The organism is Acidithiobacillus sp. IBUN Pt1247-S3 (genome assembly GCF_041146875.1).
Taxonomy (GTDB): domain Bacteria; phylum Pseudomonadota; class Gammaproteobacteria; order Acidithiobacillales; family Acidithiobacillaceae; genus Igneacidithiobacillus.
Window position 1 is genome coordinate 111,770 of the sequence record NZ_JBFRXP010000003.1, and the last position, 26,099, is coordinate 137,868.

At 56.1% G+C, this 26,099-nt stretch carries 25 protein-coding genes and 1 tRNA gene; 10 read left to right on the plus strand and 16 right to left on the minus strand.

Features of this window, described 5'->3' with window-relative positions:
- Positions 1-100: 100 nt before the first annotated feature.
- From AB4090_RS03475 to AB4090_RS03500, 6 genes are all read left to right on the plus strand, one after another.
- Positions 101-2,599: a PilZ domain-containing protein gene (locus AB4090_RS03475; protein WP_369572470.1), complete on the plus strand. Its 2,499-nt coding sequence runs from the start codon at positions 101-103 to the stop codon at positions 2,597-2,599.
- A 53-nt stretch (positions 2,600-2,652) separates the two neighbouring features.
- On the plus strand, positions 2,653-4,179 hold the full coding sequence (murJ, locus tag AB4090_RS03480) for a murein biosynthesis integral membrane protein MurJ (protein ID WP_369572471.1): 1,527 nt from the start codon (positions 2,653-2,655) through the stop codon (positions 4,177-4,179).
- 55 nt (positions 4,180-4,234) lie between these two features.
- Complete coding sequence (locus AB4090_RS03485) at positions 4,235-5,191, plus strand: bifunctional riboflavin kinase/FAD synthetase (protein WP_369572472.1); 957 nt, start codon at positions 4,235-4,237, stop codon at positions 5,189-5,191.
- Positions 5,170-7,977 (plus strand): isoleucine--tRNA ligase, encoded by a 2,808-nt coding sequence (gene ileS / locus AB4090_RS03490; RefSeq protein ID WP_369572473.1) that lies wholly within the window; start codon positions 5,170-5,172, stop codon positions 7,975-7,977. The genes AB4090_RS03485 and ileS overlap by 22 nt, the downstream gene beginning before the upstream one ends.
- A complete protein-coding gene (gene lspA, locus AB4090_RS03495; RefSeq protein WP_369572474.1) occupies positions 7,977-8,435 on the plus strand; it encodes a signal peptidase II in 459 nt (152 codons plus the stop codon). The genes ileS and lspA overlap by 1 nt, the downstream gene beginning before the upstream one ends.
- Positions 8,436-8,574: 139 nt before the next feature.
- On the plus strand, positions 8,575-8,778 hold the full coding sequence (locus AB4090_RS03500; protein WP_369572475.1) for a hypothetical protein: 204 nt from the start codon (positions 8,575-8,577) through the stop codon (positions 8,776-8,778).
- Between the two features lie 4 nt (positions 8,779-8,782).
- On the opposite strand, the gene AB4090_RS03505 is transcribed toward AB4090_RS03500, so the two are convergent.
- Both AB4090_RS03505 and AB4090_RS03510 read right to left on the minus strand, forming a co-directional pair.
- A complete protein-coding gene (locus tag AB4090_RS03505) occupies positions 8,783-9,349 on the minus strand; it encodes a thioredoxin family protein (protein WP_369572476.1) in 567 nt (188 codons plus the stop codon).
- A gap of 28 nt (positions 9,350-9,377) precedes the next feature.
- A complete protein-coding gene (locus tag AB4090_RS03510) occupies positions 9,378-11,150 on the minus strand; it encodes an ABC transporter ATP-binding protein/permease (protein WP_369572477.1) in 1,773 nt (590 codons plus the stop codon).
- A gap of 92 nt (positions 11,151-11,242) precedes the next feature.
- Between AB4090_RS03510 and AB4090_RS03515 the strand changes: the two genes are divergently transcribed.
- Complete coding sequence (locus AB4090_RS03515; RefSeq protein WP_369572478.1) at positions 11,243-11,731, plus strand: DsrE family protein; 489 nt, start codon at positions 11,243-11,245, stop codon at positions 11,729-11,731.
- 7 nt (positions 11,732-11,738) lie between these two features.
- Here the strand turns inward: AB4090_RS03515 and AB4090_RS03520 are convergent, their stop codons facing one another.
- From AB4090_RS03520 to AB4090_RS03560, 9 genes are all read right to left on the minus strand, one after another.
- On the minus strand, positions 11,739-12,548 hold the full coding sequence (locus tag AB4090_RS03520; RefSeq protein WP_369572479.1) for a carbon-nitrogen hydrolase family protein: 810 nt from the start codon (positions 12,546-12,548) through the stop codon (positions 11,739-11,741).
- A 21-nt stretch (positions 12,549-12,569) separates the two neighbouring features.
- Positions 12,570-12,995 (minus strand): thioredoxin TrxC, encoded by a 426-nt coding sequence (gene trxC / locus AB4090_RS03525; protein WP_369572480.1) that lies wholly within the window; start codon positions 12,993-12,995, stop codon positions 12,570-12,572.
- Positions 12,996-13,010: 15 nt separating this feature from the next.
- Positions 13,011-13,268: a glutaredoxin 3 gene (grxC, locus tag AB4090_RS03530; protein ID WP_369572481.1), complete on the minus strand. Its 258-nt coding sequence runs from the start codon at positions 13,266-13,268 to the stop codon at positions 13,011-13,013.
- Complete coding sequence (locus AB4090_RS03535) at positions 13,268-13,687, minus strand: rhodanese-like domain-containing protein (RefSeq protein ID WP_369572482.1); 420 nt, start codon at positions 13,685-13,687, stop codon at positions 13,268-13,270. Before AB4090_RS03535 ends, grxC begins: the two co-directional genes overlap by 1 nt.
- A gap of 3 nt (positions 13,688-13,690) precedes the next feature.
- Positions 13,691-13,912, minus strand: a complete 222-nt coding sequence (locus tag AB4090_RS03540; protein WP_369572483.1) for a DUF2892 domain-containing protein — start codon at positions 13,910-13,912, stop codon at positions 13,691-13,693.
- A gap of 1 nt (position 13,913) precedes the next feature.
- On the minus strand, positions 13,914-17,198 hold the full coding sequence (locus AB4090_RS03545; RefSeq protein WP_369572484.1) for an efflux RND transporter permease subunit: 3,285 nt from the start codon (positions 17,196-17,198) through the stop codon (positions 13,914-13,916).
- Entirely contained in the window at positions 17,191-18,264 is a 1,074-nt protein-coding gene (locus AB4090_RS03550; protein WP_369572485.1) for an efflux RND transporter periplasmic adaptor subunit, read from the minus strand. Before AB4090_RS03550 ends, AB4090_RS03545 begins: the two co-directional genes overlap by 8 nt.
- Positions 18,261-19,670, minus strand: coding sequence for a TolC family protein (locus tag AB4090_RS03555; RefSeq protein WP_369572486.1), 1,410 nt, complete (start codon positions 19,668-19,670; stop codon positions 18,261-18,263). The genes AB4090_RS03550 and AB4090_RS03555 overlap by 4 nt, the downstream gene beginning before the upstream one ends.
- Positions 19,671-19,779: 109 nt before the next feature.
- Positions 19,780-20,082 carry an ArsR/SmtB family transcription factor gene (locus AB4090_RS03560; RefSeq protein ID WP_369572487.1) on the minus strand — a complete coding sequence of 101 codons (303 nt, stop codon included), beginning with the start codon at positions 20,080-20,082 and terminating at the stop codon, positions 19,780-19,782.
- Between the two features lie 107 nt (positions 20,083-20,189).
- Here AB4090_RS03560 and AB4090_RS03565 point away from each other — a divergent pair.
- A tRNA-Gly gene (locus AB4090_RS03565) sits at positions 20,190-20,263 on the plus strand.
- Between the two features lie 15 nt (positions 20,264-20,278).
- Here AB4090_RS03565 and ubiD read toward each other — a convergent pair.
- The 5 genes from ubiD to AB4090_RS03590 form a co-directional block, all read right to left on the minus strand.
- Positions 20,279-21,751 (minus strand): 4-hydroxy-3-polyprenylbenzoate decarboxylase, encoded by a 1,473-nt coding sequence (gene ubiD / locus AB4090_RS03570; RefSeq protein WP_369572488.1) that lies wholly within the window; start codon positions 21,749-21,751, stop codon positions 20,279-20,281.
- A gap of 24 nt (positions 21,752-21,775) precedes the next feature.
- Complete coding sequence (locus AB4090_RS03575) at positions 21,776-22,651, minus strand: phosphate/phosphite/phosphonate ABC transporter substrate-binding protein (RefSeq protein ID WP_369572489.1); 876 nt, start codon at positions 22,649-22,651, stop codon at positions 21,776-21,778.
- Positions 22,651-23,043, minus strand: a complete 393-nt coding sequence (locus tag AB4090_RS03580) for an SCP2 sterol-binding domain-containing protein (protein WP_369572490.1) — start codon at positions 23,041-23,043, stop codon at positions 22,651-22,653. Before AB4090_RS03580 ends, AB4090_RS03575 begins: the two co-directional genes overlap by 1 nt.
- A 62-nt stretch (positions 23,044-23,105) precedes the next feature.
- Complete coding sequence (locus tag AB4090_RS03585; protein WP_369572491.1) at positions 23,106-23,855, minus strand: ThiF family adenylyltransferase; 750 nt, start codon at positions 23,853-23,855, stop codon at positions 23,106-23,108.
- Entirely contained in the window at positions 23,845-24,624 is a 780-nt protein-coding gene (locus AB4090_RS03590) for a TatD family hydrolase (RefSeq protein ID WP_369572492.1), read from the minus strand. The genes AB4090_RS03585 and AB4090_RS03590 overlap by 11 nt, the downstream gene beginning before the upstream one ends.
- Positions 24,625-24,677: 53 nt before the next feature.
- On the opposite strand from AB4090_RS03590, the gene AB4090_RS03595 reads away from it, so the two are divergent.
- Positions 24,678-25,295: a TetR/AcrR family transcriptional regulator gene (locus AB4090_RS03595; RefSeq protein ID WP_369572493.1), complete on the plus strand. Its 618-nt coding sequence runs from the start codon at positions 24,678-24,680 to the stop codon at positions 25,293-25,295.
- 72 nt (positions 25,296-25,367) lie between these two features.
- The gene (locus tag AB4090_RS03600) at positions 25,368-26,096 is read left to right on the plus strand and encodes a dienelactone hydrolase family protein (protein WP_369572494.1); all 729 of its coding nucleotides are present in this window, start codon (positions 25,368-25,370) and stop codon (positions 26,094-26,096) included.
- The last annotated feature ends 3 nt before the right edge of the window (positions 26,097-26,099 follow it).

Below are 26,099 nucleotides of genomic sequence, written 5' to 3' on the forward strand. Positions count from 1 at the left end.
AAATCGCTAGCCAAGAAAACTTGAACATGCTAAGTTCGGCCCTCAGGGAGTGTGGGAAATCTCCGACTGACGACCAATCACATCACCAAAATTCATAGACATGCCGAATTTCAGCCCGCTTGATCTGCGCAACATGCTACCTGCACGCTCAGGGCTGGAACTCCAACTTTACCATCAGCTCCTCATCAATGATTTTTCCTCGGTCGGTTTTCGCGATCCGTCTGACATTTGCAAAGACCCGAACAAGACCAGCATTATTTTTTCTGAAGATGAGAGCGATAACGGAAGTATTTTTATTTTCCAAAAATGTGCGGATGAAAAAATCCTCTTCACCCCAAAAGACGATGTTCTTAGCAAAAATTATGAAAGAAGCTTAATCTGCATAGACAGTAAAAATTTTATATCTAGCTTTTTTTCTCAATTTTCAAACATAAAAAATGGGGCATTCCTGTTTCAGGCGCCAAGCCTAGTACACTGGAGAAAAAAAAGATTTAACGATCGCGTCCATCTGCAGACAGAAATTCTCATCCGACGCAGAAATCTCCAAGTAATCCATGGATGGCTGCGCGACTTTAGTTACACCGGCTTGGGTTTTTTGGTCAACGAAGTCGATCTTGCTGTCGGTGAAATCGTACTGGTCGAGCTTTCTATCCCTAATTGTGGTGAAATAGAAAGCACTGCCCTCATTGTTAGACGAGAAAACCATTTAAATCGACAATTCGGCCTTCTCGTTGCGGCGCGGCTACTCCTAACACGGCAACAAGAAGAATACGTGAGAGCCCTTTATTTCTGCGCGCAAGGTAAAGCGGTTACAACCCCACTGAAACTGATCTCGCCTATACTTGGCGCCCATGATGAAAGGCGCGTGGATCCAGAGCAAGACCACCACCTTCACCTCACCATCACGGAAGATTCAGAAATGAGCGAACGGGATTCAGAACCTATGGAAGTTGTTGGATCCAACCCTAAAGCACTACCAATTGGGGTGTCTACTCTCTTAAGCATGACGACTCCCTATCAGGCAAATTTCTCCTCCGCTCCAGAGGCGAATTGTGCGATGATCGACACAACTACCCAGCTTAGCGAGGAACCCATGACCGATTCGCCGCACACCAGTGCAGATGAAGAAAGCGCGGAGCAGGGAACGATCAAACCAGGGCTTGCGGGAGACGCGGCAGAGCAGTTGCTCACTCCTTCGCTGCTAGAGATGGAAGGCAACACCCAGCAACGCCCACCCGATCTGCCACCTCCAGCCGTTATCGCAACACTCGAGCAAGATTTGCCCGAAAAAACGGAGCAACAAGCCCCCGCTACCCCACTTCTCCCACAAAGCGTTGGACTCTCCCAGGAGATCAAGATGTCAGAAGAGCAGCCTCAGCAAAGTTCGTCTTCACTCGCCGGATTGGTGCCAAGTACTGCGCGGTTTAGCAGTCCACGTCGAATCAGTGCGCGCATCGATCTAGCGGCGGTACTCTGCAGCAAAGCAGAGGTTCTCACCGAAACAGAAGAATACCGCGATGCCATTGATTACTATAGCCAATCCCTGGCGACGGTGAATGAGTTGCCGGAGGCTGATGCTGCCACGCCAAAGGCGCTAGATATTCGTGCTCGCGCCCTCCTTGGCAAGACTCGGTCAATGTTCGCGCTGGGAGATAGCAATGCCAGCAATGTCGCGGCCGAGGCGATCACTGCTCTCACAAACATACAGCAGGCAGGGAAAATCAGTCGGCCGCGCTTGGGTATGGACCTTGCCCAGGCCTACATGATTCGTGGTTTAGCCGCAGCTGGACAAGACAGTAACCAGGCTGTTGAGGACTACCAGTCTGCAGACAATATACTCAACGGGCTACATGAAAAATTGGCTGAACATGCCCCACTCGAACTCCTGCAACTTAGTGCCCGCCTAGCCCTCTGCATCGGCAATCTGTATGCGAGCGAGGGAAGTCTAACCGAGTCATTGCCGCACCTAGAGCGAGCTCACGAGTTGAGCGACCATGCCATGCGCAGTATGCCGGAAGAAGCATCGTGGACACTGCAGGTAATCAGTGCCAGCGCCCTGCTCCAGAAAGGCAATATGTTCTTTCAACTGGGGAAAGAAGAAGACGGACAGCGAATTACCGAAGAGGGCATTGAAAGCTGGCAAAAGATTCGCACGCATTTGGCCGATCAGTTCACCAGTGCCCATTATGCCCAACTTGGGTTTGCACAATTGCAATACGCCAAACTACTCAGCGCGTTAGGCTTGTATACGCAGGCAGAAACGGTCCTGGCATCGGCACACCCTATATTACAGGAGCTGGAGCACAAGTTCGGCGACGCGCTGCCTCCCCATGTACAACAACTAGCCGCCTCTATGCAGCTGCAAGAATCTGAACTAGCTCTGGAGCAGGGGAAACTGGCGCAGGCATCTACGAATGCACAAGGCGTCGTTGCCACCATGCGCAGCTTGCAGGAACGGCTCGGCAAGCAGTTCAGCTTTGAAATGCGTGAATTGCTCGCCACAGCGCTTCTCGCCCTTGGCAAGATCCATAGCGCATTGGGCAACAACAAGGCTGCTCTCGAGGCCATGGGCGAGGCCCAACAAATCCTGGCCAACTGACGATCCAATGACCGTCGGCAAATTAGCGGCGGTCACATGCGCATTTCCCAAAAATGAGCTTATCGCTGCGCAACGTCGCCAGGGTAGCTAGCAACACTTTTTTATCGCGACTACTCGGCTTCGCCAGAGATGTGATTCTTGCGCATCTTTTTGGTGCCGGCATGGCCGCCGATGCCTTCTTTGTTGCCCAACGGCTTCCCAATCTCTTTCGCCGACTATTCGGTGAAGGGGCATTCTCGCAAGCGTTCGTGCCGGTGCTCGGAGAGTATGTCCGGGAACGAAGCGAGAAAGAGACGAAAGATTTCGTCGCCGATATTGCCGGCTGGCTTCTTCTCGCACTACTAATAATCACCGGGTTAGGGGTTTTTGGTGCGGGCATTCTCGTCTATCTACTCGCTCCTGGTTTCGCGCAAGACCCGGCCAAGTACCAACTGACTGTTCTCCTCACCCGCATCACCTTCCCTTATCTCCTTCTTGTTTCCCTCGTTGCACTCTCTGGCGGTGTGCTGAACACTTATGGACGCTTTCAGGTACCGGCTTTCACCCCGGTATTCCTCAATCTCGGTATCATTGCCGCCGCAATTTTTTGGGCACCCCACATTGCACAGCCAGTAATTGCGGTCGCCTGGGGAATGATCTTTGGTGGCATCGCGCAACTTCTTTTTCAAATACCTGCCCTCTATCGTGTCGGCCATTTGCACTGGCCGCGTTTGCGCCGCAGCGATCCCGGAGTCGCCCGCACTTTACGTCTTCTCGGGCCAGCGGCGTTGGGCGCCTCCGCTGCGCAAATCAATCTTTTCATCAACACCGTATTGGCGTCACTGGTCGGAGCCAACGTCGTTTCCTATCTCTACTACTCTGATCGTTTGGTGGAATTTCCCTTGGGCGTATTTGGCGTAGCGCTCGGGACCGTTGTCCTTCCCACGCTCACCCGGCAGAGCAAAACGGCGGAGTTTCCTCGCACGCTGGATTGGGCCTTGCGCTGGACTTGGCTCATCGCTCTGCCCGCTACAGTCGGCTTGATCCTGCTGGGAAAACCACTCCTGATCACGCTGTTTCGCTATGGCGCCTATAGTGTCCAGGACATGGAGCAAAGCTATCTGAGCCTGTTCGGCTATGGCCTGGGCATTCTCCCCATCATCGCCGCGCGCGTCTTTGCGCCAGCATTTTACGCACGCCAAGATACCAAAACCCCCATGCGTTTCGGAATCATTAGCGTGGGGATCAATATCATCATCAGTCTCATCCTCGCCTGGCCCTTACACCAGCTCGGCCTATCTCTCGCGACAACGATTGCGGCACTAGGAAATGCCACATTGTTGGGCCGTCGTTTGTGGCGGGACGAGATCTATCGTCCCGGCCCTGGTTGGCGAAATTTTCTGTTGAAAACCAGCATCAGCGCTTTCGCTCTGGGCCTCGGCTTGTTCCTCTTTCGCGGTTCCACGAGCGAATGGCTGCGCTGGTCCGCAGGCGAACGGATTGCGCACTTGTTACCACTCATCGGCAGCAGTGCCCTACTCTACCTTTTTCTTCTCTGGGCAATGCGCTTACCAGAACTGCGTCAGTTACGTCGACGCTGAACCAGGTATTCGGGTACACTACAGCGGTTTTTGGCCCGGAATTCCGAAATCATCCATGACCCAGCCCTTCCGTCTTTACCCGCTGCCTCGGCAAGAGATGGCAATGGCGCAGGCTGTGACCATTGGTAATTTCGATGGCGTCCATTTGGGGCACCAACAGCTCCTTGCCAGCATGGCAGGATGCGGCTTGCCGCGAGCCGTTCTCACCTTCGAACCGCTGCCACGCGAACTCTTTCTCGGAACCAAGGCGCCTAATCGCCTCAGCAGCCTGCGCGAGAAGACCGAGGCGCTGTTGCAGTACGGGGCAGACCAAGCCATCTGCGCTCGTTTTGATTCTGCTCTCGCGGCCTTGTCGCCGGGGGACTTTGTCGAACAAATCCTGGTACAACGCCTGCACGTTCGCGAGCTCTTTGTTGGTCATGATTTCCGTTTTGGCGCACGGCGCCGTGGCGATTTTACCTTACTACAACGGATGGGCAGCAAGCATGGTTTTGTCGTGCATGAGCAGGCGCCATATCTCGTTGATGGACAACGGGTTAGCAGTACTGGCATCCGGCAGTTTTTGGAAATGGGCGATCTTGCGCAAGCAGCGCGCTGGCTCGGTCGCCCCTATGCAGTCTGTGGGCGAGTACGTCGCGGCGATCAACTCGGGCGCGAGTTAGGCTTCCCTACCGCAAATTTACCGTTAGAGTATCGCCCCCTGCCTCTGCGCGGTATCTTCGCTGGCCGACTCTACAGTTCCCTTGGTAACTGGAATGCCGCTATCAGTATTGGCCTGCGCCCGACTGTCAATGGCAAAAGCCTGGTCCTGGAGGCTCACTGTCTTGATGCCGGTTCCCCCAATCTCTATGGCCAACAGGTGCGCGTTGAGCTGCTGCACAAGTTGCGGGATGAAGAAAAATACCCCAATCTCGATGTTTTGATTGCCGCCATACAGAACGACGTGCAAAACGTACGTCAATTTTTTTCAACGCATATCATCGAAAGCCCATGGACTACAAAAGCACTCTAAATCTTCCCAAAACCGATTTCCCCATGCAGGGCAAGCTGCCCCAGCGCGAGCCGGAGCATCTGGCGCGCTGGCAGGAGCTGGACCTTTACCAACGTCTTCTGCAGGCTCGTGCTGATGCACCGAGCTTTATTCTTCATGATGGCCCGCCTTACGCCAACGGGAAGATCCACATTGGCCATGCCGTCAACAAGGTGCTCAAAGACATCATCAATAAGTCACGCCTGGTGGAAGGTATGCGCGTTCCTTACGTACCCGGCTGGGACTGCCACGGTCTGCCCATCGAGATTCAGGTCGAAAAAACCCAGGGACGTCCGGGCGAGAAATTGAGTGCCGCAGCCTTCCGCCAGGCCTGTCGTGACTATGCGGCAGAACAGATCGAGGGGCAAAAGGCCGACTTCATTCGCCTCGGTATCCTTGGCGACTGGGAGCATCCGTACCGTACCATGGACTTCACTGCCGAGGCCGACATCCTCCGCGAACTGGGCACACTCACCCTCAAGGGGCAGGTGTATCGCGGTGCCAAGCCTGTGCATTGGTGTGTGGATTGCGGCAGCGCCTTGGCCGAGGCCGAGGTGGAGTATCGCGATCGTAGTGATCCCTCCATCGACGTGGGTTTCCTCGTTGAAGACGCCAACGATTTGGCGCAGCGTTTGCACCTTACCAGGCTCGACGCCGAAGCGGAGATCGTAATCTGGACGACCACGCCCTGGACCCTGCCGGCAAACCAGGCGGTGGCCGTACACCCTGATTATGAATATGTGCTGCTGCAGGCCGGGTCTCGCTTGCTCGTACTGGCGGCAGATCTGGCGGAATCTGCCCTGGCCCGCTACGGCCATCCCGCTACGGATCCGCTCGCCACAGTGCGCGGCCGGGCGTTGGAGGGGCTGCGCCTACGCCACCCCTTCCAGACTCGTAGCGTTCCCGTCATTCTTGGTACGCATGTAACCCTGGATGCCGGCACTGGCTGCGTGCACACCGCTCCAGCCCACGGCGTAGAGGATTACCTGGTCGCACAAGCCTATCATTTGCCCATCGACAGCCCGCTGTTAGGCAATGGCCGCTACCGCGACGATCTGGACGACGGGCTTGCCGGGCTATCGACCGCCGAGGCGAATCGTGCCGTACCTGCATTGCTGCATGAGCGTGGCCGCCTAGTCCATCAGGAAAAACTTGAGCACAGCTATCCCCATTGTTGGCGCCACAAAACTCCCCTGCTCTTTCGCGCCACGCCGCAGTGGTTTATCAGCATGGAGCGCAACGAACTACGCGCGCAGGCCCTGCAAGCGATCACCCAAACGCGCTGGATTCCTGCCTGGGGCGAAGAGCGCATTGCCGACATGGTACGCAAGCGCCCCGACTGGTGTATCTCCCGCCAACGCGCCTGGGGCGTGCCAGTGGCCCTCTATGCCTGCGAACAGTGCGGCGAGCCGCTACGCGATGCTGCCGTCTTCGAGCGCATTGCCGCTGCGGTAGAGAAAGGCGGCGTCGATGCCTGGTTTGCGGGTGCAGACAGCGATTTCCTCGGTGCCACACAGCATCACTGTGCCGCCTGCGATCACAGCGAATTTAACAAAGTGCCTGATATTCTCGATGTCTGGTTTGACTCGGGTTCCACCCATGCCTTTGTCCTCGAGCGGCGAACGGAACTGCACAGCCCTGCCGACCTGTACCTGGAAGGCGCGGACCAGCATCGCGGCTGGTTCCAGTCATCCTTGCTCGAATCGGTTGCCAGCCGTGGGCGCGCGCCCTACCAAGCGGTCTTAACGCACGGCTTCACGGTGGATGGCGAAGGCCGCAAGATGAGCAAGTCCGTTGGCAATGTCATCGCGCCGCAGGAAATCATCGATCGCTATGGCGCAGACATCCTGCGCCTCTGGGTCGCTTCGGAAGACTACCGCGGCGAGATCCCCATCTCTGATGGTATTCTGCAGCGCTTGGGCGAGAGCTACCGCCGGATTCGCAATACCGCCCGCTACATCCTCGGCAATACCGCCGACTTCGATCCGCGCAGCGATGCCTTGGATACCAACGCGTTGTTAGAGATGGATCGCTGGATGCTGAGGCGTTGTGCGGCAGTGCAACAAGAGATCCGTACGGCCTACGAGCAATTCCAGTTTCATCGTGTGGTGCAGGCCATGCACAATTTCTGCTCCATCGATCTCGGCGGACTCTATCTGGATGTCCTCAAGGATCGGCTCTACACCACGCAGGCACAATCGCGGGCGCGGCGCTCAGCGCAGACGGTGCTCGCCAAAATGCTCGACGCACTTATCGTGTGGATGGCACCTATCCTCAGCTTCACGGCTGAGGAGATTTGGCAACAGCTACCCTGGCGTAGTGCCGATAGCGTCTTTTTTGCCTGCTATCCGGATTTTGCCGAAACCAGCGATCCCGCCCTGGACGGACGCTGGCAGCGCCTGCTGACCCTGCGCGAGGCGGTAAATGCTGCGCTCGAGCCCTTGCGGCAAGAGAAGAAAATCGGCTCCGCCCTGGACGCGCAAGTGATATTGCATGCCAATGCCGACTGGCAGGCGCTTCTGCAACCTATGGCCGCCGAATTACGCTTCCTGCTGCTCTGTTCCGACCTGCAACTGCGAGAGTTGGCTCCAGGGACAGAAGAGATCATTCCTGGCTTGCAGATCGCCGTGGCCGCGTATGATGCCACAAAATGTCCCCGCTGCTGGCACCGCCGCGAAGACATCGGCAGCCACGCCGAACATCCAGAGATCTGCGCCCGCTGTGCAGAGAATGTCGCGGGCACTGGTGAAATGAGGGAGTATTGCTGATGCTGCGTTATCTCTGGTTAAGCGTCGTAGTCATCCTTCTCGATCAAGGGGTGAAACTCTGGCTCAGCCATATCTGGCGGGTTGGACAAGGGATTATCGTCATCCCCGGCATCCTCAACTTTCGTCTCGTACACAATACCGGTGCCGCCTTCAGTTTTCTTGCCGGTGCTGGGGGTTGGCAGCGTTGGCTGCTGATTGGCATTGCCGTACTCGTTGCGGTAGTGCTCGTCGCTATAATGCGACGCCTGAAACCCGGAGCGCACTGGACCGCTATTGCCCTCGCCCTGATCCTCGGCGGCGCGCTAGGCAACCTCATTGACCGCATCCGTTTGGGCTACGTAGTGGACTTCATTGGCGTGCATTGGGGCAATCTCTACTGGCCCTATTTTAACATTGCCGACAGCGCCATCAGTATTGGGGCAGTGATGCTCATCGTGGACGCATTCCGGCGCCGCTAACGCTACATTGTCGTGCAAATACGACAAATCTTGGATTTTAGCGCGAGGGATTGTTTTTAACATATTGAATATAATAATGTAATTATTTTGGCCCGAAAATTGCTAACCATCTACATAGAGATACGAATGAGGTGCAAGCATGGACAATCGGGCGAATTTATTGGCAGCTCTACGACGGGTACGGAACTACCCGAGCTATCATTCCTTTATGGCCACCCAAGAGCGCGAGCGCATCAAACGCGATCTTCAGAAGCGTTTGCTGAGGCTGCGCAATGCCGGGCGGCGCGGAGGCGGCGGCTTTGCCTTGTTCCGCAAAGCCGTTTTCCATCAGCTTCTGTACTGAAGGCTCACTGCGGCTCGTTACCGGGCCGCCACTTGATACTGCAGCCCATACAGGGCTGTACATCACTCGGTGATGTTTGACCCGCAAGTACCGCATGTACCGCGGCATCCAGATCCCTGCCAGTTACCGGCGCATCATTTTTGGGCCGAGCAGCATCAAATTGGCCATGGTAAAAGAGCTTCCCCGCAGCATCGAACAAGAAAATGTCCGGCGTACAAGCAGCGCGAAAGGTCTTGGCCACGCTCTGATCAGCATCAAACAAATAGGGAAAGTCATAGCCTGCCCGTGTCGCTTCTGCCGGCATCTTTTCGGGTGCGTCATCGGGATAGGTCTCGGGGTCGTTACTGTTGATCGCTACCACCGCCAGTCCTTCGTGTTGCCAGCCCTTCGCCAACTCCCCTAACTTGTCAGCAATGTGAATCACGTACGGGCAGTGGTTACAGATAAACAGCACCAATAGCGGCCTGCCACTCGCTTGCGTCGTCGACCAGTTGCCCTCCTTGCCACCTACGGGCAGCGTAAAGTCTGGCAACGAGGTACCCAGGGGCAAATCCAATCCGGTCATAGCCATCGTTTGCGTCTCCTCTTGCTGTAAAAATCTATGCGGGCGAGAAAGGACCAAAGGCCAGTTGCGCCTCGTCACCGCTCGCAGCATCTTCCATACGCCACTCGCCCTTGCCCAGTAGCCGCAAGCAACGCGAATGATAGCGCCAGAGGCTCGAGCGGTGTCCCACACTGATGATAGCAGAGTCTGGTAGCCGCTCTGCGAGCAGACGATACAGTTCCCCCTCTGCCCGCTCATCGAGGGCAGAGCTCGCCTCATCCAAAAAGATCCAGCGCGGTTTTTGCAGCAAAATACGGGCAAAGGCAAGCCGCTGCTGTTCCCCCAAGGAAAGGGTGTGGGACCAGAGTCGCGTTTCCTCTAGCTGCCCCGCCAAGGCGCCCATACCCACCAGTTGCAGTGCCTCGGTGAGCACCTGGTCACCACTATCAGCGAGCCCATAGGGGTAGACCAACACATCGCGCAGCGTACCCATGGGCAGATAGGGGCGCTGTGGCAGGAATAGTGGCCGTTGGGATGCAGGCAAACCCACCGAGCCATCGCCGTACGGCCAAATGCCCGCCAAGGCACGAATCAAGGTGCTCTTGCCACTACCGGAGGCACCCATGATGAGGACATGCTCACTAGGCGCCACCTGCAAATGGAGTCCATGTACCAGATCTCGTCCATCGGGCAGACGTACATTCAGATCCGCAACATCCAGGCGCGCGGCATCTCTTCGTTCAATATGGTAGTGCTTGTCTTGAATCTCATGCACCTCCCCCATGGACTGGCGAAAGAAGCGTAGACGATCGACCACCGCATGCCAGTTGGCCAGGGTCGTGTAACTGCTGACGATAAAGGATAACGCCCCCTGTACTTGGGCAAAGGCTGCCATGATCTGCTGCAGGCCACCAACACCAATCTCTTTATTGACGAAGTAGGCAGGCAGGCAAACGATCAACGGAAAGATAATGGCAATTTGGCCATAGGCAGAGGTCCACCAGTTCAGGCGCATGCTCCGCCAGATAATGCGCCAGAAGTTGGCATAGACCTCGGCAAAACGCTGGCGGAAATGTGCGCCCTCCCGCTCCTCTCCGCCATAGAGGGCGACACTCTCGCTGTTTTCGCGCAGGCGCATCATGCTGAAACGAAAGTCCGCTTGATAGCGCTCCTGCATAAAATTCAGCCGAATGAGTGGACGCCCAATCAGCGCCGTGATCACCGTACCAAATACCGAGTAGATGAGTGCCGCCCAGACCAGATAGCCGGGCACTGTGAAGGTCTGCCCATGCAAGGGGATCCAGATCATCGCCGACAGCTCCCAGAGCATGAAGATAAAGGTGCCCAAAGTCACAACCGAACTAAACAGGCCGATGACGATGTTTAAGGTCTGATTGGTGAAGCTGGCCAGATCCTCGCTGATACGCTGGTCGGGGTTATCGGTACCATCGCCGAGCACCTGCATGTGGTAGTAGGTACGACGGGCCAGCCAGGCATCAAGATAGGAGTGCGTCAGCCAGCGCCGCCAACGAATGACGAGCATCTCGGTAAAGAAGCTCTGCGATACAGCAGCAACGATGTAAGCAGTAGCCAAGCCACAAAAGACAATGATCTGCTGCCAGGCAGAACTCGCCTGATAGTGTTGCACGGCATTCCAAAAAACCGCATACCACTGGGTGATACGGTACGAGATAAAGACCATGAAGAGATTGAGGCCAATGATCAGGGCGAAGACTCCGCGCGCCAACCACCGATCATCCGAACTTATCCAATAAGGCTTACTGATTTGCCAAAGATCGCGAAAAAATTCGCGATTGAACTGCCGCATATGCGCTCCCCGCCACAATCCCCAAAAACCCAGCCCCAGGCGCAGAATTTGCTAATCTATGGGAGCCAATCGATATCGAAGAGGAGAATAGCATGGCCGAGGACAAAAACCATTCACGTCGCCGCTTTCTCAGCGGCTTAGTTGCCGCTGGCGCGGCATCGGCAGTGGCCGTAGCGGCACAAGGCCAAGGCATGGGTATGGGCATGATGGGCCCATCGAAGAACAAGGTAGTCTTTCAACTCAACCAATCCGACCCTGCGTATATTTTGGATATTTTACACAGTGCGGCGGTAGTGCTTGGGCATTACAACAACGACGTCGACATCGTCATCGATTGCTTTGGTCCCGGCATCTGGCTGCTAATCAAAGCGGAAAAAAACCACCAGCATTACGAGAAGTTCGTCGGTGAGCAGGTTTCCAGCTTGCACATGTATGGCGTCACTTTTGCCGCCTGTGAACAAACCATGAAGACCATCAAGGTGACTAACGCCGACCTCATCTCAGAAGCAACGCCGGTGTTCAGCGGTGCCGTCGAGCTGATCACTCTACAGCAGAAGGGCTACGCCTATATCGCGTGGTGAGGAAGGATCAGAGGCGGCGGTGCTTGAGGGCTGGCAGGCGCGCACATAGGGCTGCTATTTGACTCATGTCCAGCTCAGCCAGCGCGACGCTGGCGCCCTCTTCTTGTATTGCCAGGACCTGGCCCCACGGGTCGATGATCATGCTGTGTCCCCAGGTGTCCCGACCATTGGCGTGTTTGCCCCCCTGGTCGGCGGCCAGCACGAAAGCTTGGTTCTCGATGGCACGGGCGCGCAACAGGGTTTCCCAATGCGCACGGCCGGTCTGTACGGTAAAGGCGCTCGGCACTACCAAGAATGTTGCACCAGCATACTGGCGATAAAGCTCGGGAAAACGCAGGTCATAGCAAATCGACAGACCAATCGAACCCCATGGGCTGGCGACTTGTATCGGCTTTGATCCTGGCGCGATGGTAGCCGATTCGCGATAGCTCTCGCCGTCCGCCAGGTCGACATCGAAAAGATGGATTTTATCGTAGCGCGCCTGCACTGTGCCTTGCGGGTCATAGACCAAGAGGCTGGCGTAGCAGCGCCCGTCAGGCGCGCGCAGAGGGATGCTACCGCCCAAGAGCCATATCCCATACTTGGCCGCCTGCGCTGCCAGAAAATCCTGGATCGGCCCACTGCCCTGATCTTCCATGAGCGCAAGTTTATCGGTGTCGCGTAACCCCATGTAGGCGAAATTCTCGGGTAACAGCAGCAACTGCGCGCCAGCAGCGCTGGCTTGGGCGATAAGGCCTGCCGCGGCTTGCAGATTTTCTTGCAGATCAGCGCTTGATACGGTCTGAATAACTGCACAAATCAATCTTTCACTTGCCACCGCGCAGCTCCTGGCTGATGTTCAAACGCCTTGTCCAGCCAACCAGCGCTGGATATCGGCAGCACCCATAGCGCCGCTCTGGCGCGCAGCCTCGCGCCCCCCGCGGAACAATACCATGGTCGGGATGGAACGAATCTGATAACGCGCCCCGGTCTGCCCATCCGCTTCGGTATTGACCTTGGCAAAGAGGCAACGCCCTTGCATCTGCTGTGCAGCTTGGGCAAAGGCTGGTGCCATCATACGACAGGGACCGCACCAGGGGGCCCAAAAATCGATGAGCACTGGCAATTCATTGCGCTCGATATAGCGTTGAAAACCAGACCCTTGCAATTCCGGGGGATGGTCTGCAAAGAGCACTTGGTGACACTTACCACACTTGGGATGTTCCCCCAAGCGCTCCTTGGCGACCTGATTTACTGCGCCACAATGGGGACAAACAATGTGCATTGGCTCGCTTCCCTTTCAACTCTGCAGTAGGAGATCCAGCTCTCCGCGCCGCTCCAGGGCCAACAGATCATCGCAGCCACCGACATGGCGTTGGGCGATGAAGATTTGCGGCACCGTGCGCCGCCCGCCGGCTCGTTGCACCATCTCTGCACGTCGCTGCGGCTGTTGGTCGACCCAGATGACCTGTGCGGCCACATTTTTCTGTTGCAGCAACGCCAAGGCGCGTCGGCAGTAGCCGCAAGCATGGGTCGCGTAGACAATGACCTCGGCCATCATTTTTCTACCGGCAGGCCCGCGCTACGCCAAGCCTGGATTCCGCCTTTGAGGCTGTAGACCTTCTGAAAGCCCGCCTTGTGCAGAATGGACGCCGCCCGTGCCGAACGCATCCCGCTGGCGCACTGGCAAATCACGTGATGCTCTTGGTGCTTTTCCAGATCTTTTAGGTACTTGCTCAGCTCGCCAACGGGGATGTGCTTGGCTTGCGGCAAATGGCCGCGCGACCATTCGTTCTGTTCACGCACATCGATCACCAAGGCATCGTGCTGATTGATCAGCTGCACTGCGCGCTCCGGAGTAATCTCTTCTACTCCCGCCAGTTTACGGCTGAGAGGCCCCTTGAAGATCAGCACAAAAAAACCCAAGGCCAGCAAAAGCAGTGGCCAATGCGTAGACAACTCCGCACCGATATTCACCCATTATCTCCCGCAACTGGGGGCATCAGTCACCCCAAACTTATGCAGAATGTTGACCAACGGGCAGAAACCCGAAATGCCGCTCTGCAACAGGTTGAAGCCCACAAAGAGAGTGAAGACCAGAAACCACTCGCTCACAAAGATCGGACTACTGGGCGCGCCGAGCACGACGCTGATCAATACGAAGGTACCGGCTACTACGCGAACCCAATTTTCTGTCGTCATTTTAGGAAACTCCCTGCGTCTTGCGCTCCAAATGTCGTTCCCACAAGAAATAGAGCAGCGGGATCACGATCAGTGTCAACATGGTGGAGGCGAAAGTGCCAAAAATCAAGGACACCGCCAAACCGCCAAAGACTGGATCGCTCACCATGATCGCCGAGCCAAACATGATCGCCAGAGCAGTCAACAAAATCGGACGAAAACGCACGGCACCTGCCTCGATCACTGCCTCATCCAAGGGGTATCCCTCGCGCCGATATTCAATAATGAAATCGATGAGCAGTAAGGAGTTGCGCACCACCACGCCGGCCAAGGCAATGACGCCAATCATCGAGGTAGCGTTAAACGGCGTGTTCAAGAGCCAATGACCGGGGAAAACACCAATCAAGGTCATCGGAATCGCGCCCATAACAATGATAGGCATGATAAACGACTGATAGTAGGCTACCAACATCAAATAGATGAAAACCAGCGCAACAATGAAGGCGGCGCCGAGGTCACGAAACACGTCCAGGGTCAGTCGCATATCGCCACCCCAGAGGATTTGGTAGTGAGTGATATCATGCGGTTGCGCGGGCATAAAGCCCAGATTACCGGTGTGCAGCTGCACCCCATCAAGGATCTTGCCGTTAAGTTCGTGGTTCAGGGTGTAGGTAGCATAAACCGGACTGGAGCCGAGCAGATCACCGGTCACATAGACTACATCGTGCTGATCGCGATCAAGGATCGGCTTGGCCGCCGTCGTTTTCTGGACCTCGACGATGCTCGACAACGGCACCTGCTGGCCCGACTGGTTACGGATGCGCAGACTGAGAATCTGCGATTCCCACGCACGCTCGCCGGGAGGAACACGGAGAATAATGTCCACCGGCTCCCGCGCACTGGAAACGGCAATGCTGCCAATCTTGGTTCCGGCGATATAGTCGTGCACCAGCTCCGCCACTTGCGCCGGGGCAACACCCGCCAGCATCGCCTTTTCCGTCAGTACGTGGAGGCGATATTCGGGAACCGTGCCGGTGACCGTATCGTCGACATTGACCATGTCGTAAACCTTGCGGAAGCGTTGTTCGACTTGGCCGGCCAATTGGCGCAGCTTGTCATAATCCGGCCCGTAGAGCTCCGCCACCACCTGCGCCCGCACCGGTGGCCCTGGTGGTACCTCGAAGAGCTTGATTACCGTGCCGGGGAAGCGTTGCTGGAGGTTGGCAATTTTTTTGTAGATATCGACACCGATGGCGTGCGACATGGGTCGCTCACTGCGCGGCACCAGATTGACCTGGATCTGCGCGTAATTGCTCCCCTTGCGCATCATGTCCCCGCGCACCAAACCGGCAAAATCGACCGGTGCCGAGCGCCCAACATAATTCTGGAAATTCTCGACATAGGGATTCTGCGCTAGGACTCGCCCCACATCCTGCACCACGCGACCCGTCTGCGCGAGTGCCGTGCCGGCCGGGGTATCGACCTGGATCATGAAATCACTGACATTGCCCGCTGGCAACATCTTCACATTGACGCCCAGGGCACTCAGCGGCCCATTCATGCCGGAAGGACGTACAAACTGCCACGCTGGCATCAACATGGCCAAAAGCAGCAAGATGATAACGATCAGGAAAAAGAGATTCCGCCGTCCACCAGAACGCAGTAAGGGCGTGAAGATGCGCAAGTAAAAGCGTTGCAATGCATCCCGTTGCTCATGCCCATTTTCGGCTTGATACTCTTGGGTGTGACGTTCGGCCTTGCGCTGCAAAAAGCGATAAGCGCCCCAGGGTACGACCGTATAGGCAAGCAGTACCGAGGCGATCATAGCGATAGGCACAAAGATCGGGATGGGCAGCATGAATGGACCCATCATGCCGGTGACGAAGGCCATCGGCACAAAGGCCAGAATCACCGCGAGCGTGGCAATATTGGTGGGATTACCGATCTCGTTGGTTGCCAATACCACTTTGTCGGCAAAGCTGCGTTTGCTACCTCCATGGCTGATGTGGCGATGGATGTTTTCGATTACTACGATGCCACCATCCACCAACAGACCAAGGGACAGGATCAAGGCAAAAAGGGTAATCCGGTTGATGGTTTGCCCAAGTAACCAACCAATGCCGAGAACCACGCCCAGGGTGAGAGGCACCGTAAGGATCACGATGCCAGCCTCGCGCCAGCCCAAAAAGATCAGCAGGATAATGGCCACTACACCGACCGCAATACTCAAGTGCTCGAAAAGCGTGCTCACGGAATCATCAGCGCGCGCGCCATAGTCGCGGGTAATGGAGACGTGCACGCCCTGTGGAATCGCTTCGGCCTGCAGACGCTGCATTTTGGCTTTCAGAGCATCGGCAACCACCACCGCGTTGGTTCCGGGCCGTTTCGCCAAGGTAATGGTAACGGCTGGCATACTGCTACCCACCGGCAGACCCAAGCCATTGGCAGGGCCGGTGTTGTTGGTGACGAGCGTATCCGTTTCCGCCGCCCCTTCTTCCACCCGCGCGACATCGTGCAGAAAAATCGGTCGGCCATTGTGAGAGCCGATGATGACGTCACCGACCGCCGTCGCCGAACCAAGCGCTGCATCCACGCGCAAGGGGATGCGTAGGTTGTCGGCGACAAGGTGGCCAGCGGGCATTACCAGATTGCTGCCTTGTAATGCCTTCTGCAACTGCGCCAAGCTCACGCCGCTGCTGGCGAGTTTTTGTGGAGAAATCCAGATATTGACTGCCTGTCGGGCGCCACCAATCAACTCGGCGTTGGCCACGTCTGGCACATTCTGTAACTGATCCATGACGCGCATGGCCACCGCACGCAATTGCACCTGACTCAAATGCGACGAACTCAGGGTAACATCAAGGATCGGCACATCGTTGATACCAATCGACTTAACCAGTGGCTGCATGGTGCCTGGTGGCATACGATCAATGTTACGGCTGAGTTGATTGTAGACCTCAAGCAGGCTCTTTTCCTCATTAGCCCCCACCTGAAACTGCACGGTAACGATCCCCATGTCGTTCACCGCGTAGCCGTAGGTATGGTGCACCCCAGGCAGAGAGGCCATCAGCGCCTCCAAGGGGCGCACCACGAGGTTGTGTACCTCTTCACTGTTAGAGCCGGGGCGCATAACGAAGATTTCCGCCGCCGGCACCACGATCTCCGGGTTGTACAGTCGGGGGGTCACCAACACCGCCATCGTCCCAAACAAGGCAATGGCAAGCATGATCAAAACGGTAATTTTGGAACGATAAAAGCCGCTAGCGAGCCGGCCAGCTAAGTTAAACTTCGGTTCCGCGTCAGCCATGCGCAGCCTCGGCACTCTCGATCTTGTCGCCGTTGTCGACCGCTTCGGTGTTGCTCACGACGATCCGCTCGCCAGCGCTCAAACCCGCGAGAATTTCCATTTGCTCACCAACAATCTGGCCCGGCCGGACCATGCGGTACTCGGCCACACCTTTCTGGTTGACCACAAAAACCCCAGGGATTCCCGCCCGGTTCAGCAGTGCCTCGCGGGGAATACGCAGGGTTGTCGTCACGCCCACCAGAGGAATCTCTACCTGCACGAAGGCCCCCGCCTGCACGTTGCTTTCCGCAGGCAAAACCAGCTTCACCAGATGACTATGCGTTATCGGATCGGCTACCGGTACCAAGTCTCGCACTGTCGCCGCCAGCGTCTTGCCGTCGTTGATCACGCTTAGCTGCTGGCCAACCCGGAGCGTCGCGAATGCCGCGCTACCCACACTGCAATCAATCTCCAGCTGCTGCGGATTCGCCAGGCTCAGGACGGGGTGACCAGGGGCTACCAAGTCACCATTTTGCATATATTTTTCTGTGATCACGCCAGAAAACGGGGCCGTTACCCGCGCATAGCGCAACTGGGCGGCGGCGCTGCCGGTGCCAGCTCGTGCGGCTGCTACCTGCGCTTTGGCCATCTGATACTGGCTCCGAACCTGATCCCACTGCTTCTGGGGAATGGCCTGGGCATCATAGAGCTTGTGGAAGCGATCGTAATTGGACTGCGCGTCGGCAAAATTGGCCTCGGCCTGCGCTAGGCCCGCCTGCGCCTGTGCCACCTGATTGTCGACATCGGCCGGATCTACCTGAAAGAGTAACTGTCCCGCGCGCACCTGCTGCCCGACATGTACCTGCAAACCAAGCAGGTAGCCGCTCAAACGCGATCCCAGTTGAATCTGCTGGCTCGCCATAACCGTGCCAGGTACCGTCTCATAACCTTGTCCCTTGCCCGCTGCCAAGGTAAGGGTCTGTGCTTGCACAGATTTCTCTGCGGCAGCAGTATGCGGGGGCTTCTGGCCACAACCAGCCAAGCCCAGGCTCAAGACCATTCCGGCAATCAAAAGCTGCTTTCTCACTGCGATTCTCCCGTTGCTGGCGCACCCGTCAGCGTCTGCAAATCCATTTTGCCAATGGCAAGCAGGAGCGACCCGCGCTCTACTGCCTCTTCATACCGAGCCTTGACTAGCTCGGCGCGCGACTGGTCGAGTAATGCCTGGCCGTGCAAAAGTCCGGTGAGAGTCTCGACGCCATTCTCGTAGCGCAGACGTACCAGGCGCTGCGCCTCTTCACTCTGGCGCACCGCCAACTCCCGCGTCTTCACGCGCTGCGCGGCAAGCTGAGTGGCGAGGAGTGCTTTCTGCACTTGTAGCCGGGTATCATCTTGCGCCCTCTGCAGGTTTGCCAGTGCCGCCTGCACCTTGGCCTGTGCGGTATCCATCTGCCCAGAGCGCGAAAAATCCAGTAGATTCCACTGAATCTGGCCACCAACGGTATAAGAAGGCACCGCATTGCCCAAGGTCGTGCCATTCCATTCCTGCTTGGCCATGGCGTTGATATGGGGCAAATAAGCAGCATGGGCGACGCCAATGCCGGCTTGCGCGGCATGAACCTTTTCTTGCAGAGCACGAATACCCGGATTATTGGCGATCGCCTGCTGTTCCAGGGCATAGGCATCGCCGGCGGGCAAGGGAGGTTGCACTGCGGCACCCACATCCAAGGGGGTCGATATCGGCTTGGCAACCAGTAAGGCAAGGTTGGCACGCGCATTTGCGACCGTATTCTTGGCTTGCTGCAGCTCGAGTGCCACTTCTTCTTCATGAACCTGCGCCGAGAGCAAATCGCTCTTGACTACGACGCCCTGATCCAACAATTGATGCGTGGTTTTTACATAGGCATCGGCGGCGTGCAACGCCTTTTCTGCCACCTCTTGACCCGACTTGGCAGCGATCAGCCCATCGTAAGCCTGCAGCACGGTAAAGATCAGTTTTTGTTGGGCGTACTGATCGCCTGCCTGTGCCGCCCGCAGCATAGCTTGCGCTTCGCTAATCCCACTGCGTACCGCACCACCGTTCCAGATGGGTATGGCGAGAGAAATTTCCGTACCAAGATTGTGATAACCGCCAGGATGATCAAGGTTGTTGGGGCGGATATTCAGTGCTGCTGGGTTGCTCGGATTAAACTGGCCTGCTCCAAAGTCATTGAAAGTGGCAACACGCTGGGAGAGTTTCATGCCGAACACCGTGAGGGCATTGTTTGATTGCGCGCCAGAAAAACTCGCCGAAAGCTTCGGTAGCAGATTGCCCTGTGCCGAACTCACTGCTCCCTTGGCCTCCGCTGCTTGCGCTTCTGCGAGGAGTGCCTCGGGATTCCGTTGTTGTGCATCATGCACGCATTGTGCGAAATCAATGGCGTAGGCCGCCGGTACCGAAGCAAAGGCGAGTAATGCGGCAATGGTAGACACCCAAGGACGTCGGCGGTTCATGCAGTAGCAACTCCTCTCGATCTTTTGATCTTCGCCAAAAGAGCACAAGGCGCCGAAGCGCCAAAGAGAATTAGTTTATTATAATATTCTTCGACTGCAAAGCGCTGACTCAGTGAATGCTGCAGAACACGTCGCTCATCATGGAAATCAAACGCAGCGTGCGCGGATCACCAACCCGGTAATACACCTTGTTGGCGTCCTTACGCGCCTTCAAAATGTCTTTCTCACGCAAGATCGCTAGATGCTGAGAGATGTTGCTCTGCGTGGTACCCACGGCAGCAACGATGTCTTGCACACTCATCTCTTCCGAGCCCAGAACACAGAGCACCTTGAGACGCAGTGGATGGGCCATGGCCTTGAGCGAGCGCGATGCCTGCTCGATATCTTCTTCGCGGGTGGGTAGTTCTTCCATTCTTCGTCCTCTAATCGTCAGCGTTCATCTGGCCACGGTCTATCCATCCTAAAAGCAAACCGCTCACCTTGCCTTTTCTCGGTTATCTTCTATAGAATGGAACATTCGCGGGTGTAGTTCAATGGTAGAACCTGAGCTTCCCAAGCTCATGACGTGGGTTCGATTCCCATCACCCGCTCCAATTTCAGCAACAACTTCAATACAGCGGCTTCTCCAGACTCCCCAAAATTTCGTCCACGCGCTGCTTGACGACGTCGGTCATACAGATCGGCGTGCCCCATTCCCGCGTCGTTTCACCGGGAAGTTTGTTGGTGGCGTCAAACCCAATCTTGCCGCCCAACCCGGCCACTGGCGAGGCGAAATCCAGGTAATCGATTGGCGTATTTTCCACCATCAAGGTGTCACGCACCGGGTCCATGCGCGTGGTCATCGCCCAGATCACATCCTGCCAGCTACGTGCGTCCACGTCTTCGTCCACCACAATGATAAATTTGGTATACATGAATTGCCGGAGAAATCCCCAAATACCAAACATCACCCGCTTGGCATGTCCAGGATAGCCCTTGCGAATCCGCACCACAGCCAAGCGATAGGAGCAACCCTCGGGCGGTAGGTAAAAATCGAGGATTTCGGGATATTGCTTTTGCAGCAGTGGCACGAAGACTTCGTTGAGGGCGACGCCCAGGATTGCCGGCTCATCTGGCGGGCGGCCGGTGTAGGTGCTGTGGTAGATGGGATCGCGCCGATGGGTAAGGCGCTCGACAGTGAAAACGGGGAAACGTTCGGTCTCGTTATAGTAGCCGGTGTGATCACCAAAGGGGCCTTCCACGGCGAAGTCGTCGGGATAGATATGCCCCTCCAAGATCAACTCCGCCCGCGCCGGAACTTGCAGGGGGACGCTCAACGCGTTGGCCAGTTCGGTGCGCCCACCACGCAACAGGCCGGCAAACTGGTGTTCGGAGATGGTATCGGGGATGGGAATAACCGCTGCGAGAATGGTAGCAGGATCGGCGCCAAAGGCCACGGCAACGGGAAAAGGCTGCCCAGGATTTTGCCGCTGGAATTCCTTTAGATCCTGTGCCCCACCACGATGCGCCAGCCAGCGCATGATGACCCGATTACGGCCAATGCGTTGCTGGCGATAGATGCCCATATTGGCGCGCTTTTTCAGCGGTCCCTTGGTGATCGTCAGGCCCCAGGTGAGTAGTGGTCCCACGTCGCCAGGCCAGCAGGTTTGCACCGGCCATTTTTCGAGATCAATCTCGTCACCCTGCAAGACCACTTCTTGGCAAGGCGGGCGCGAAACCGTAGTCGGCGCCATGTGCAGCACCTTGCGCAGGGTGGGGAGCTTATGCCACAGGTCACGTATCCCCTTGGGCGGGTCTGGCTCTTTGAGGTAGGCGAGAAGGCGGCCAATTTCCCGTAGCTCATCGAGGGATTCGCCGCCCATGCCGAGGGCCACCCGCCGCGTTGTGCCAAAGAGATTGCCAAGCACGGGAATATCGTAACCCGTCGGGCTCTCGAAGAGCACGGCGGGACCGCCAGCGCGCAGGCTGCGGTCACAGATTTCTGTCATTTCTAATGCGGGGGAGACCCGCTCGCGGATGCGGCGTAATTCACCACGAGATTCCAGATCGTTTATAAAAGCGCGCAGGTCAACATAGCTCATCGGCCAATGCTAGCCGATGAATGGTTACTTTGTCTCCTCCCCGGGCTCTTCGCGGGCAACCAAGAAGGCGCTATCGTCAATCGCCAGGCTACTGGTGGCACGCAAATCGATAGCTTCGTGGCCGCTGATGTATTCTTCCGCGAGCGCAGTCAGACAGGCTACTTCATCCTCGTTGACTGCTTCAAAACCAGAAAATCCAATATCCTTCAACAATCTTTGCCCTGCCTCGCTTTGCTCCATACTACACAATATTTCGCACAACTGTCCTTGCAAATGCGCCATGCGCGGTGAAATACAAAAGGCATGAAACGCAAAGGCATCGTCAGACTGCGAAACAATTCGCAAACTACTCTGCGTAATGCGACTGGCACTAGCAAAAACTTCGTTAAAAACGAACGCAAAATCCACCTGTCCTTGTAACAGGCTTTTCAGTGCCGACTGATAGCTTCCGGTAAAGGTAAAATCGAGTCTGACACGGTCAACTTCCGCCTTATCCAAGAGGAACAATCCAACCATATGCACCAAAGTGGCATCACTCGCAGATGCGATACGAATTCGTTCCGGCAAGGTCGAAAAATCAACCCAAGGAGAATCACTACGCGAACACAGATACACTTCATCAAAGTGCTCTTTTGGTTTTGCTACGGGAATAAAACCTCTCTGTGCCATATACTGAACCCAATCAAAGGGATTGGCATAGACCAAATCAAAGCCACCATCTAATACAGCTTTCCGTCCGCGCTCAAAATCGTCGTGGGGTTCAAAGCGCAGGCTGCAGCTCAAGCGCCGCTGCAGATAGGTGTTCATCAAAAACCATCCCGGAAGATTCTTTCCGGAATAATTTGGGTCCACGGTAAATCCGTAAACCAACTTTTCAGTATTTCCCTCGCTGACGCCCATCAGATATCAAAATCCACCGGAATTTCTCCCAGTATATTCAAATGAATGTTAAATGGCGTCATATATTTCATTGCGGTCATCATTGATCCCTTGAATTTCAGCTTGCGGCTCATCAATGCGGATTTGCCTGTGACCTCCCCAGAAAGTATCTTCTTCCAATTTTCCATGCTGGCCCACATGATGAAATCCCGTCGACGCCCATCGGATGGACCGGCGTAGATTACCTTACCGCCTTTACAGAATAGCATCACATGGGGAATATCCGGGCGATCCTCAATATAATATTCCCAGGTAGCATTAAAGTTTTTCAAGTCTTTTTGAATTTCTGGATGGGTATCCCATTGTTTTCCAACCAGACGAATCCACTCCACACTCATGAATTTCGATGGCATCAGCCCCTCCGAAATATAAGAATATAATAATTCTCTATAAATTCCTGCTCTGACTAATGCATTTAGTTAGCCGATTTTTCCGTTCCTGCCAATATCTGCTGCAGGATGGCCCCAGCCAAGTACACGCCGAAAAATGCGGGCATATAGGAAATCGTGCCATTGACGGTCTTGGGACGACCGCAGGGTCCGTGACCCGGTGCCTCGCGCGGCGCGGCGGGTCGTGGACGCTCACGCGAGTATACTGCCCAAACGTCGAGCGACGCGCCGGCATGACGCAATAGCCCACGCAGCTCCCGCGCCAAAGGACAACCCTCGGTCTGGTTGAGGCGGGCAATACGCACTTGACTCGGATCGAGACGATTCCCAGCACCCATGCTTGCGTAAATCTGCATCCCCAACCCCTGCGCAGCCTGGATCAAGGCCGCTTTGCAGGCAATGGCGTCTATACAGTCGGCCAGCACCGTCGCACCACTCTCGGCCAGCAGCGCCTGGACATTATCCGCCTGCAGAAAGGTCTGGTGTGCGCTGACCTGGCAGTTTGGCGCCATGTCGGCAATACGCGCCGCCATGACTTCCACCTTGGGCATGCCCTGGGTGCTGTGCAGGGCTACGAGCTGGCGATTGAGATTGCTTACACCCACGCGGTCGTGATCCACCAGCGTCAGGCGCCCGACGCCGCCACGCGCCAAGTTTTCCGCTACGTAGGCACCGACGCCGCCCAAGCCAGCGACCAAAACATGGCTGGCAGCAAGGCGCGCCATGCCGTCGTCACCAACGAGGATGCGTGTTCTTATGGAAGCTTCATCTTGCATCTATCAATACCTGTTCCAATCTGGGGAATACGCGCAGGGTATTCGCTGTACAAATTTCTGCAAGCTGTTCGGGGGATTCCTTTCGCAATTCGGCTGCGACGGCGAGAATCCCCACAAGGTAGGCTGGCTCGTTGCGCTCTCCGCGATGCGCGTGTGGCGGCTGAAAAGGGGCGTCGGTTTCGAGCAAGATGGCGTCTGTCGGCAAAGATTGTAGCACTCGTCGAACTCGCTCTGCGCGCGGGTGGGTTATCGCGCCACCAATCCCTAACTGTAAACCAAGATCGAGCGCCTTACAGGCCTGCTCGTAGCTGCCGGAAAAACTATGAAATACGCCCGACAGCGGCGCACGGTGGCGCAGGAACTGCAGCAACTCTTCTGTCGCTCGACGCGCGTGCAAAATTACTGGCAGATTCAGAGAGTTTGCGATAGATAGTTGCCGCTCCAGAACAGGGAACTGTGCTTTCAGTGCCGGCGCATCCTCTTCCCGATCCAGTCCCACCTCACCAAGGGCCACGGCCTTGGTGAGCAGGACTTCCAAACGATCCCAATCGCTATCGCGCAGATCGGCCAAATAAACTGGGTGTACACCAAATGCTGCAGCTACGCCGGACTCCTCTTGCCGCAAGGCCTCCAAACACGACCACTGTAGCGGGCTGTAGGCTGGCACCACCCAGGACTCTATCCCGGCGGCGCGCGAGCGCGCTACAACCACAGCGCGATCGCTGGAGAAACTCTCCTGATCAAGATGACAGTGGCTATCGATAAGCAAATTACACACCCCAGCGATTGACAAGATACCGATTGGTAGGTATTTATACCTCTATGAGTGCACACGTAGCCCGAAAAATTCGCAATCCAGAGCAAACCCGTATTGATTTGCTCGCAGCAGCGTATGCAGAAATCCTGGAGAGTGGTTTTCAAGCCGCCAGCCTAGACCGCATTCTTGCCAAGACCTCGGTCAGCAAAGGCGCACTGTACCACCATTTTGGTACGAAGCAGGAGCTTGGATTGGCGGTGGTGGAAGATGTCATTGCGCCGCAATTGGCCGAACGCTGGTTCGTCCCTCTGCAACAGAGTATAGATCCCATCCCTTGTCTACAGCAGCTGCTGGCAGAAAAAATCGACGCTGCGGATGAGCGCCTGTTGCGCTATGGCTGCCCTCTCAACAATCTCATCCAAGAGATGAGCCCTTTGGACGAAAATTTCCGGCAAGGTTTGCAGCGCATTCTCGATCAATGGATACAGGTCATTGCCGAAGCTCTCACGCGTGGACAAGAGCATGGCAATGTGCGCAAAGAGGTCGTTCCTGACGAGGTGGCCTTGTTCCTGATCGCTGCCATTGAGGGCTGTGTCGGACTCGGAAAGAATGCGCAGTCGTTACGTAGCTACCAGACTTGCCTCGGGCAACTACAGCAGTACCTCCGTACCCTCACAAGTTAACCGGGGATTTGCCTAGATACCGATTGGTCGGTATCCTTTTGCGGTCTTTCCCACGCATAGGAGCAAAGCCCGATGTCGCAGATCCAGTCCGAGTGGTTGCAAGTTTCTCCCGAACTTCGTGCTTATTATTCCCGTCCCACGGGTAATGGATCCTTCCCCCTAGTCTTGGTGTTCATCGAGGCCTTTGGGGTTAACGAACATTTCCAAGAGGTCGCCCAGCGTTTGGCAAGGGAGGGGTACGCCGCTATCGTGCCCGACATTTACCATGGCAAAGTCTATGACTACAAAGATTTCCAGAACGCCATCGGTCACCTACGCACGCTGAAAGATGAGCCGGTCATAGCGGAGGCCCATGCAAGCATTGCCGTTGCACAGCAGCGTCCGGAGGTAGCAGAAGGCAAGATTGGCATAATAGGTTTTTGTATGGGTGGACGTTATACCTTCCTTGCCAACGCCGCATTGGCGAATCAGGTCGCTGTGGCCGTAGCCTTCTACGGTGGTGGGATTGCCCCAGAATCGGACCCCGCAGGTCGGCCGCCTTTGCTGGAGCATGTACCAGCCATGCGTGCCCCCCTCACCTTACTCTACGGAGCGGAAGATCAATCGATTCAGCCCGACGAGCATGCCCGCATTGTTGCCGCCCTCAGCCGCGCTGGTAAACGCTATAATCTCAGTGTCTTTCCGGGCGCGCCGCACGGCTTCTTCAGCGATCGTCGCGACAGTTACCGGCCGGAGGTTGCCGCCGAAGCGTGGCAGATTGCCCTGGGAGAATTTGCCAAATATCTGGGGGTAGACAAGTGAGCA

What these genes read in the sequence shown, in the direction of transcription:
- AB4090_RS03545 (WP_369572484.1), bottom strand. Translation starts at nt 17,198, where the DNA reads ATGGCTGACGCGGAACCGAAGTTTAACTTAGCTGGCCGGCTCGCTAGC.
- AB4090_RS03560 (WP_369572487.1), bottom strand. Translation starts at nt 20,082, where the DNA reads ATGGAAGAACTACCCACCCGCGAAGAAGATATCGAGCAGGCATCGCGC.
- AB4090_RS03500 (WP_369572475.1), top strand. Translation starts at nt 8,575, where the DNA reads ATGGACAATCGGGCGAATTTATTGGCAGCTCTACGACGGGTACGGAAC.
- grxC (WP_369572481.1), bottom strand. Translation starts at nt 13,268, where the DNA reads ATGGCCGAGGTCATTGTCTACGCGACCCATGCTTGCGGCTACTGCCGA.
- AB4090_RS03555 (WP_369572486.1), bottom strand. Translation starts at nt 19,670, where the DNA reads ATGAACCGCCGACGTCCTTGGGTGTCTACCATTGCCGCATTACTCGCC.
- AB4090_RS03580 (WP_369572490.1), bottom strand. Translation starts at nt 23,043, where the DNA reads ATGCCATCGAAATTCATGAGTGTGGAGTGGATTCGTCTGGTTGGAAAA.
- ubiD (WP_369572488.1), bottom strand. Translation starts at nt 21,751, where the DNA reads ATGAGCTATGTTGACCTGCGCGCTTTTATAAACGATCTGGAATCTCGT.
- AB4090_RS03485 (WP_369572472.1), top strand. Translation starts at nt 4,235, where the DNA reads ATGACCCAGCCCTTCCGTCTTTACCCGCTGCCTCGGCAAGAGATGGCA.
- lspA (WP_369572474.1), top strand. Translation starts at nt 7,977, where the DNA reads ATGCTGCGTTATCTCTGGTTAAGCGTCGTAGTCATCCTTCTCGATCAA.
- AB4090_RS03475 (WP_369572470.1), top strand. Translation starts at nt 101, where the DNA reads ATGCCGAATTTCAGCCCGCTTGATCTGCGCAACATGCTACCTGCACGC.
- trxC (WP_369572480.1), bottom strand. Translation starts at nt 12,995, where the DNA reads ATGCACATTGTTTGTCCCCATTGTGGCGCAGTAAATCAGGTCGCCAAG.
- AB4090_RS03515 (WP_369572478.1), top strand. Translation starts at nt 11,243, where the DNA reads ATGGCCGAGGACAAAAACCATTCACGTCGCCGCTTTCTCAGCGGCTTA.
- AB4090_RS03505 (WP_369572476.1), bottom strand. Translation starts at nt 9,349, where the DNA reads ATGGCTATGACCGGATTGGATTTGCCCCTGGGTACCTCGTTGCCAGAC.
- murJ (WP_369572471.1), top strand. Translation starts at nt 2,653, where the DNA reads ATGAGCTTATCGCTGCGCAACGTCGCCAGGGTAGCTAGCAACACTTTT.
- AB4090_RS03510 (WP_369572477.1), bottom strand. Translation starts at nt 11,150, where the DNA reads ATGCGGCAGTTCAATCGCGAATTTTTTCGCGATCTTTGGCAAATCAGT.
- AB4090_RS03540 (WP_369572483.1), bottom strand. Translation starts at nt 13,912, where the DNA reads ATGACGACAGAAAATTGGGTTCGCGTAGTAGCCGGTACCTTCGTATTG.
- ileS (WP_369572473.1), top strand. Translation starts at nt 5,170, where the DNA reads ATGGACTACAAAAGCACTCTAAATCTTCCCAAAACCGATTTCCCCATG.
- AB4090_RS03585 (WP_369572491.1), bottom strand. Translation starts at nt 23,855, where the DNA reads ATGCAAGATGAAGCTTCCATAAGAACACGCATCCTCGTTGGTGACGAC.
- AB4090_RS03575 (WP_369572489.1), bottom strand. Translation starts at nt 22,651, where the DNA reads ATGGGCGTCAGCGAGGGAAATACTGAAAAGTTGGTTTACGGATTTACC.
- AB4090_RS03595 (WP_369572493.1), top strand. Translation starts at nt 24,678, where the DNA reads ATGAGTGCACACGTAGCCCGAAAAATTCGCAATCCAGAGCAAACCCGT.
- AB4090_RS03600 (WP_369572494.1), top strand. Translation starts at nt 25,368, where the DNA reads ATGTCGCAGATCCAGTCCGAGTGGTTGCAAGTTTCTCCCGAACTTCGT.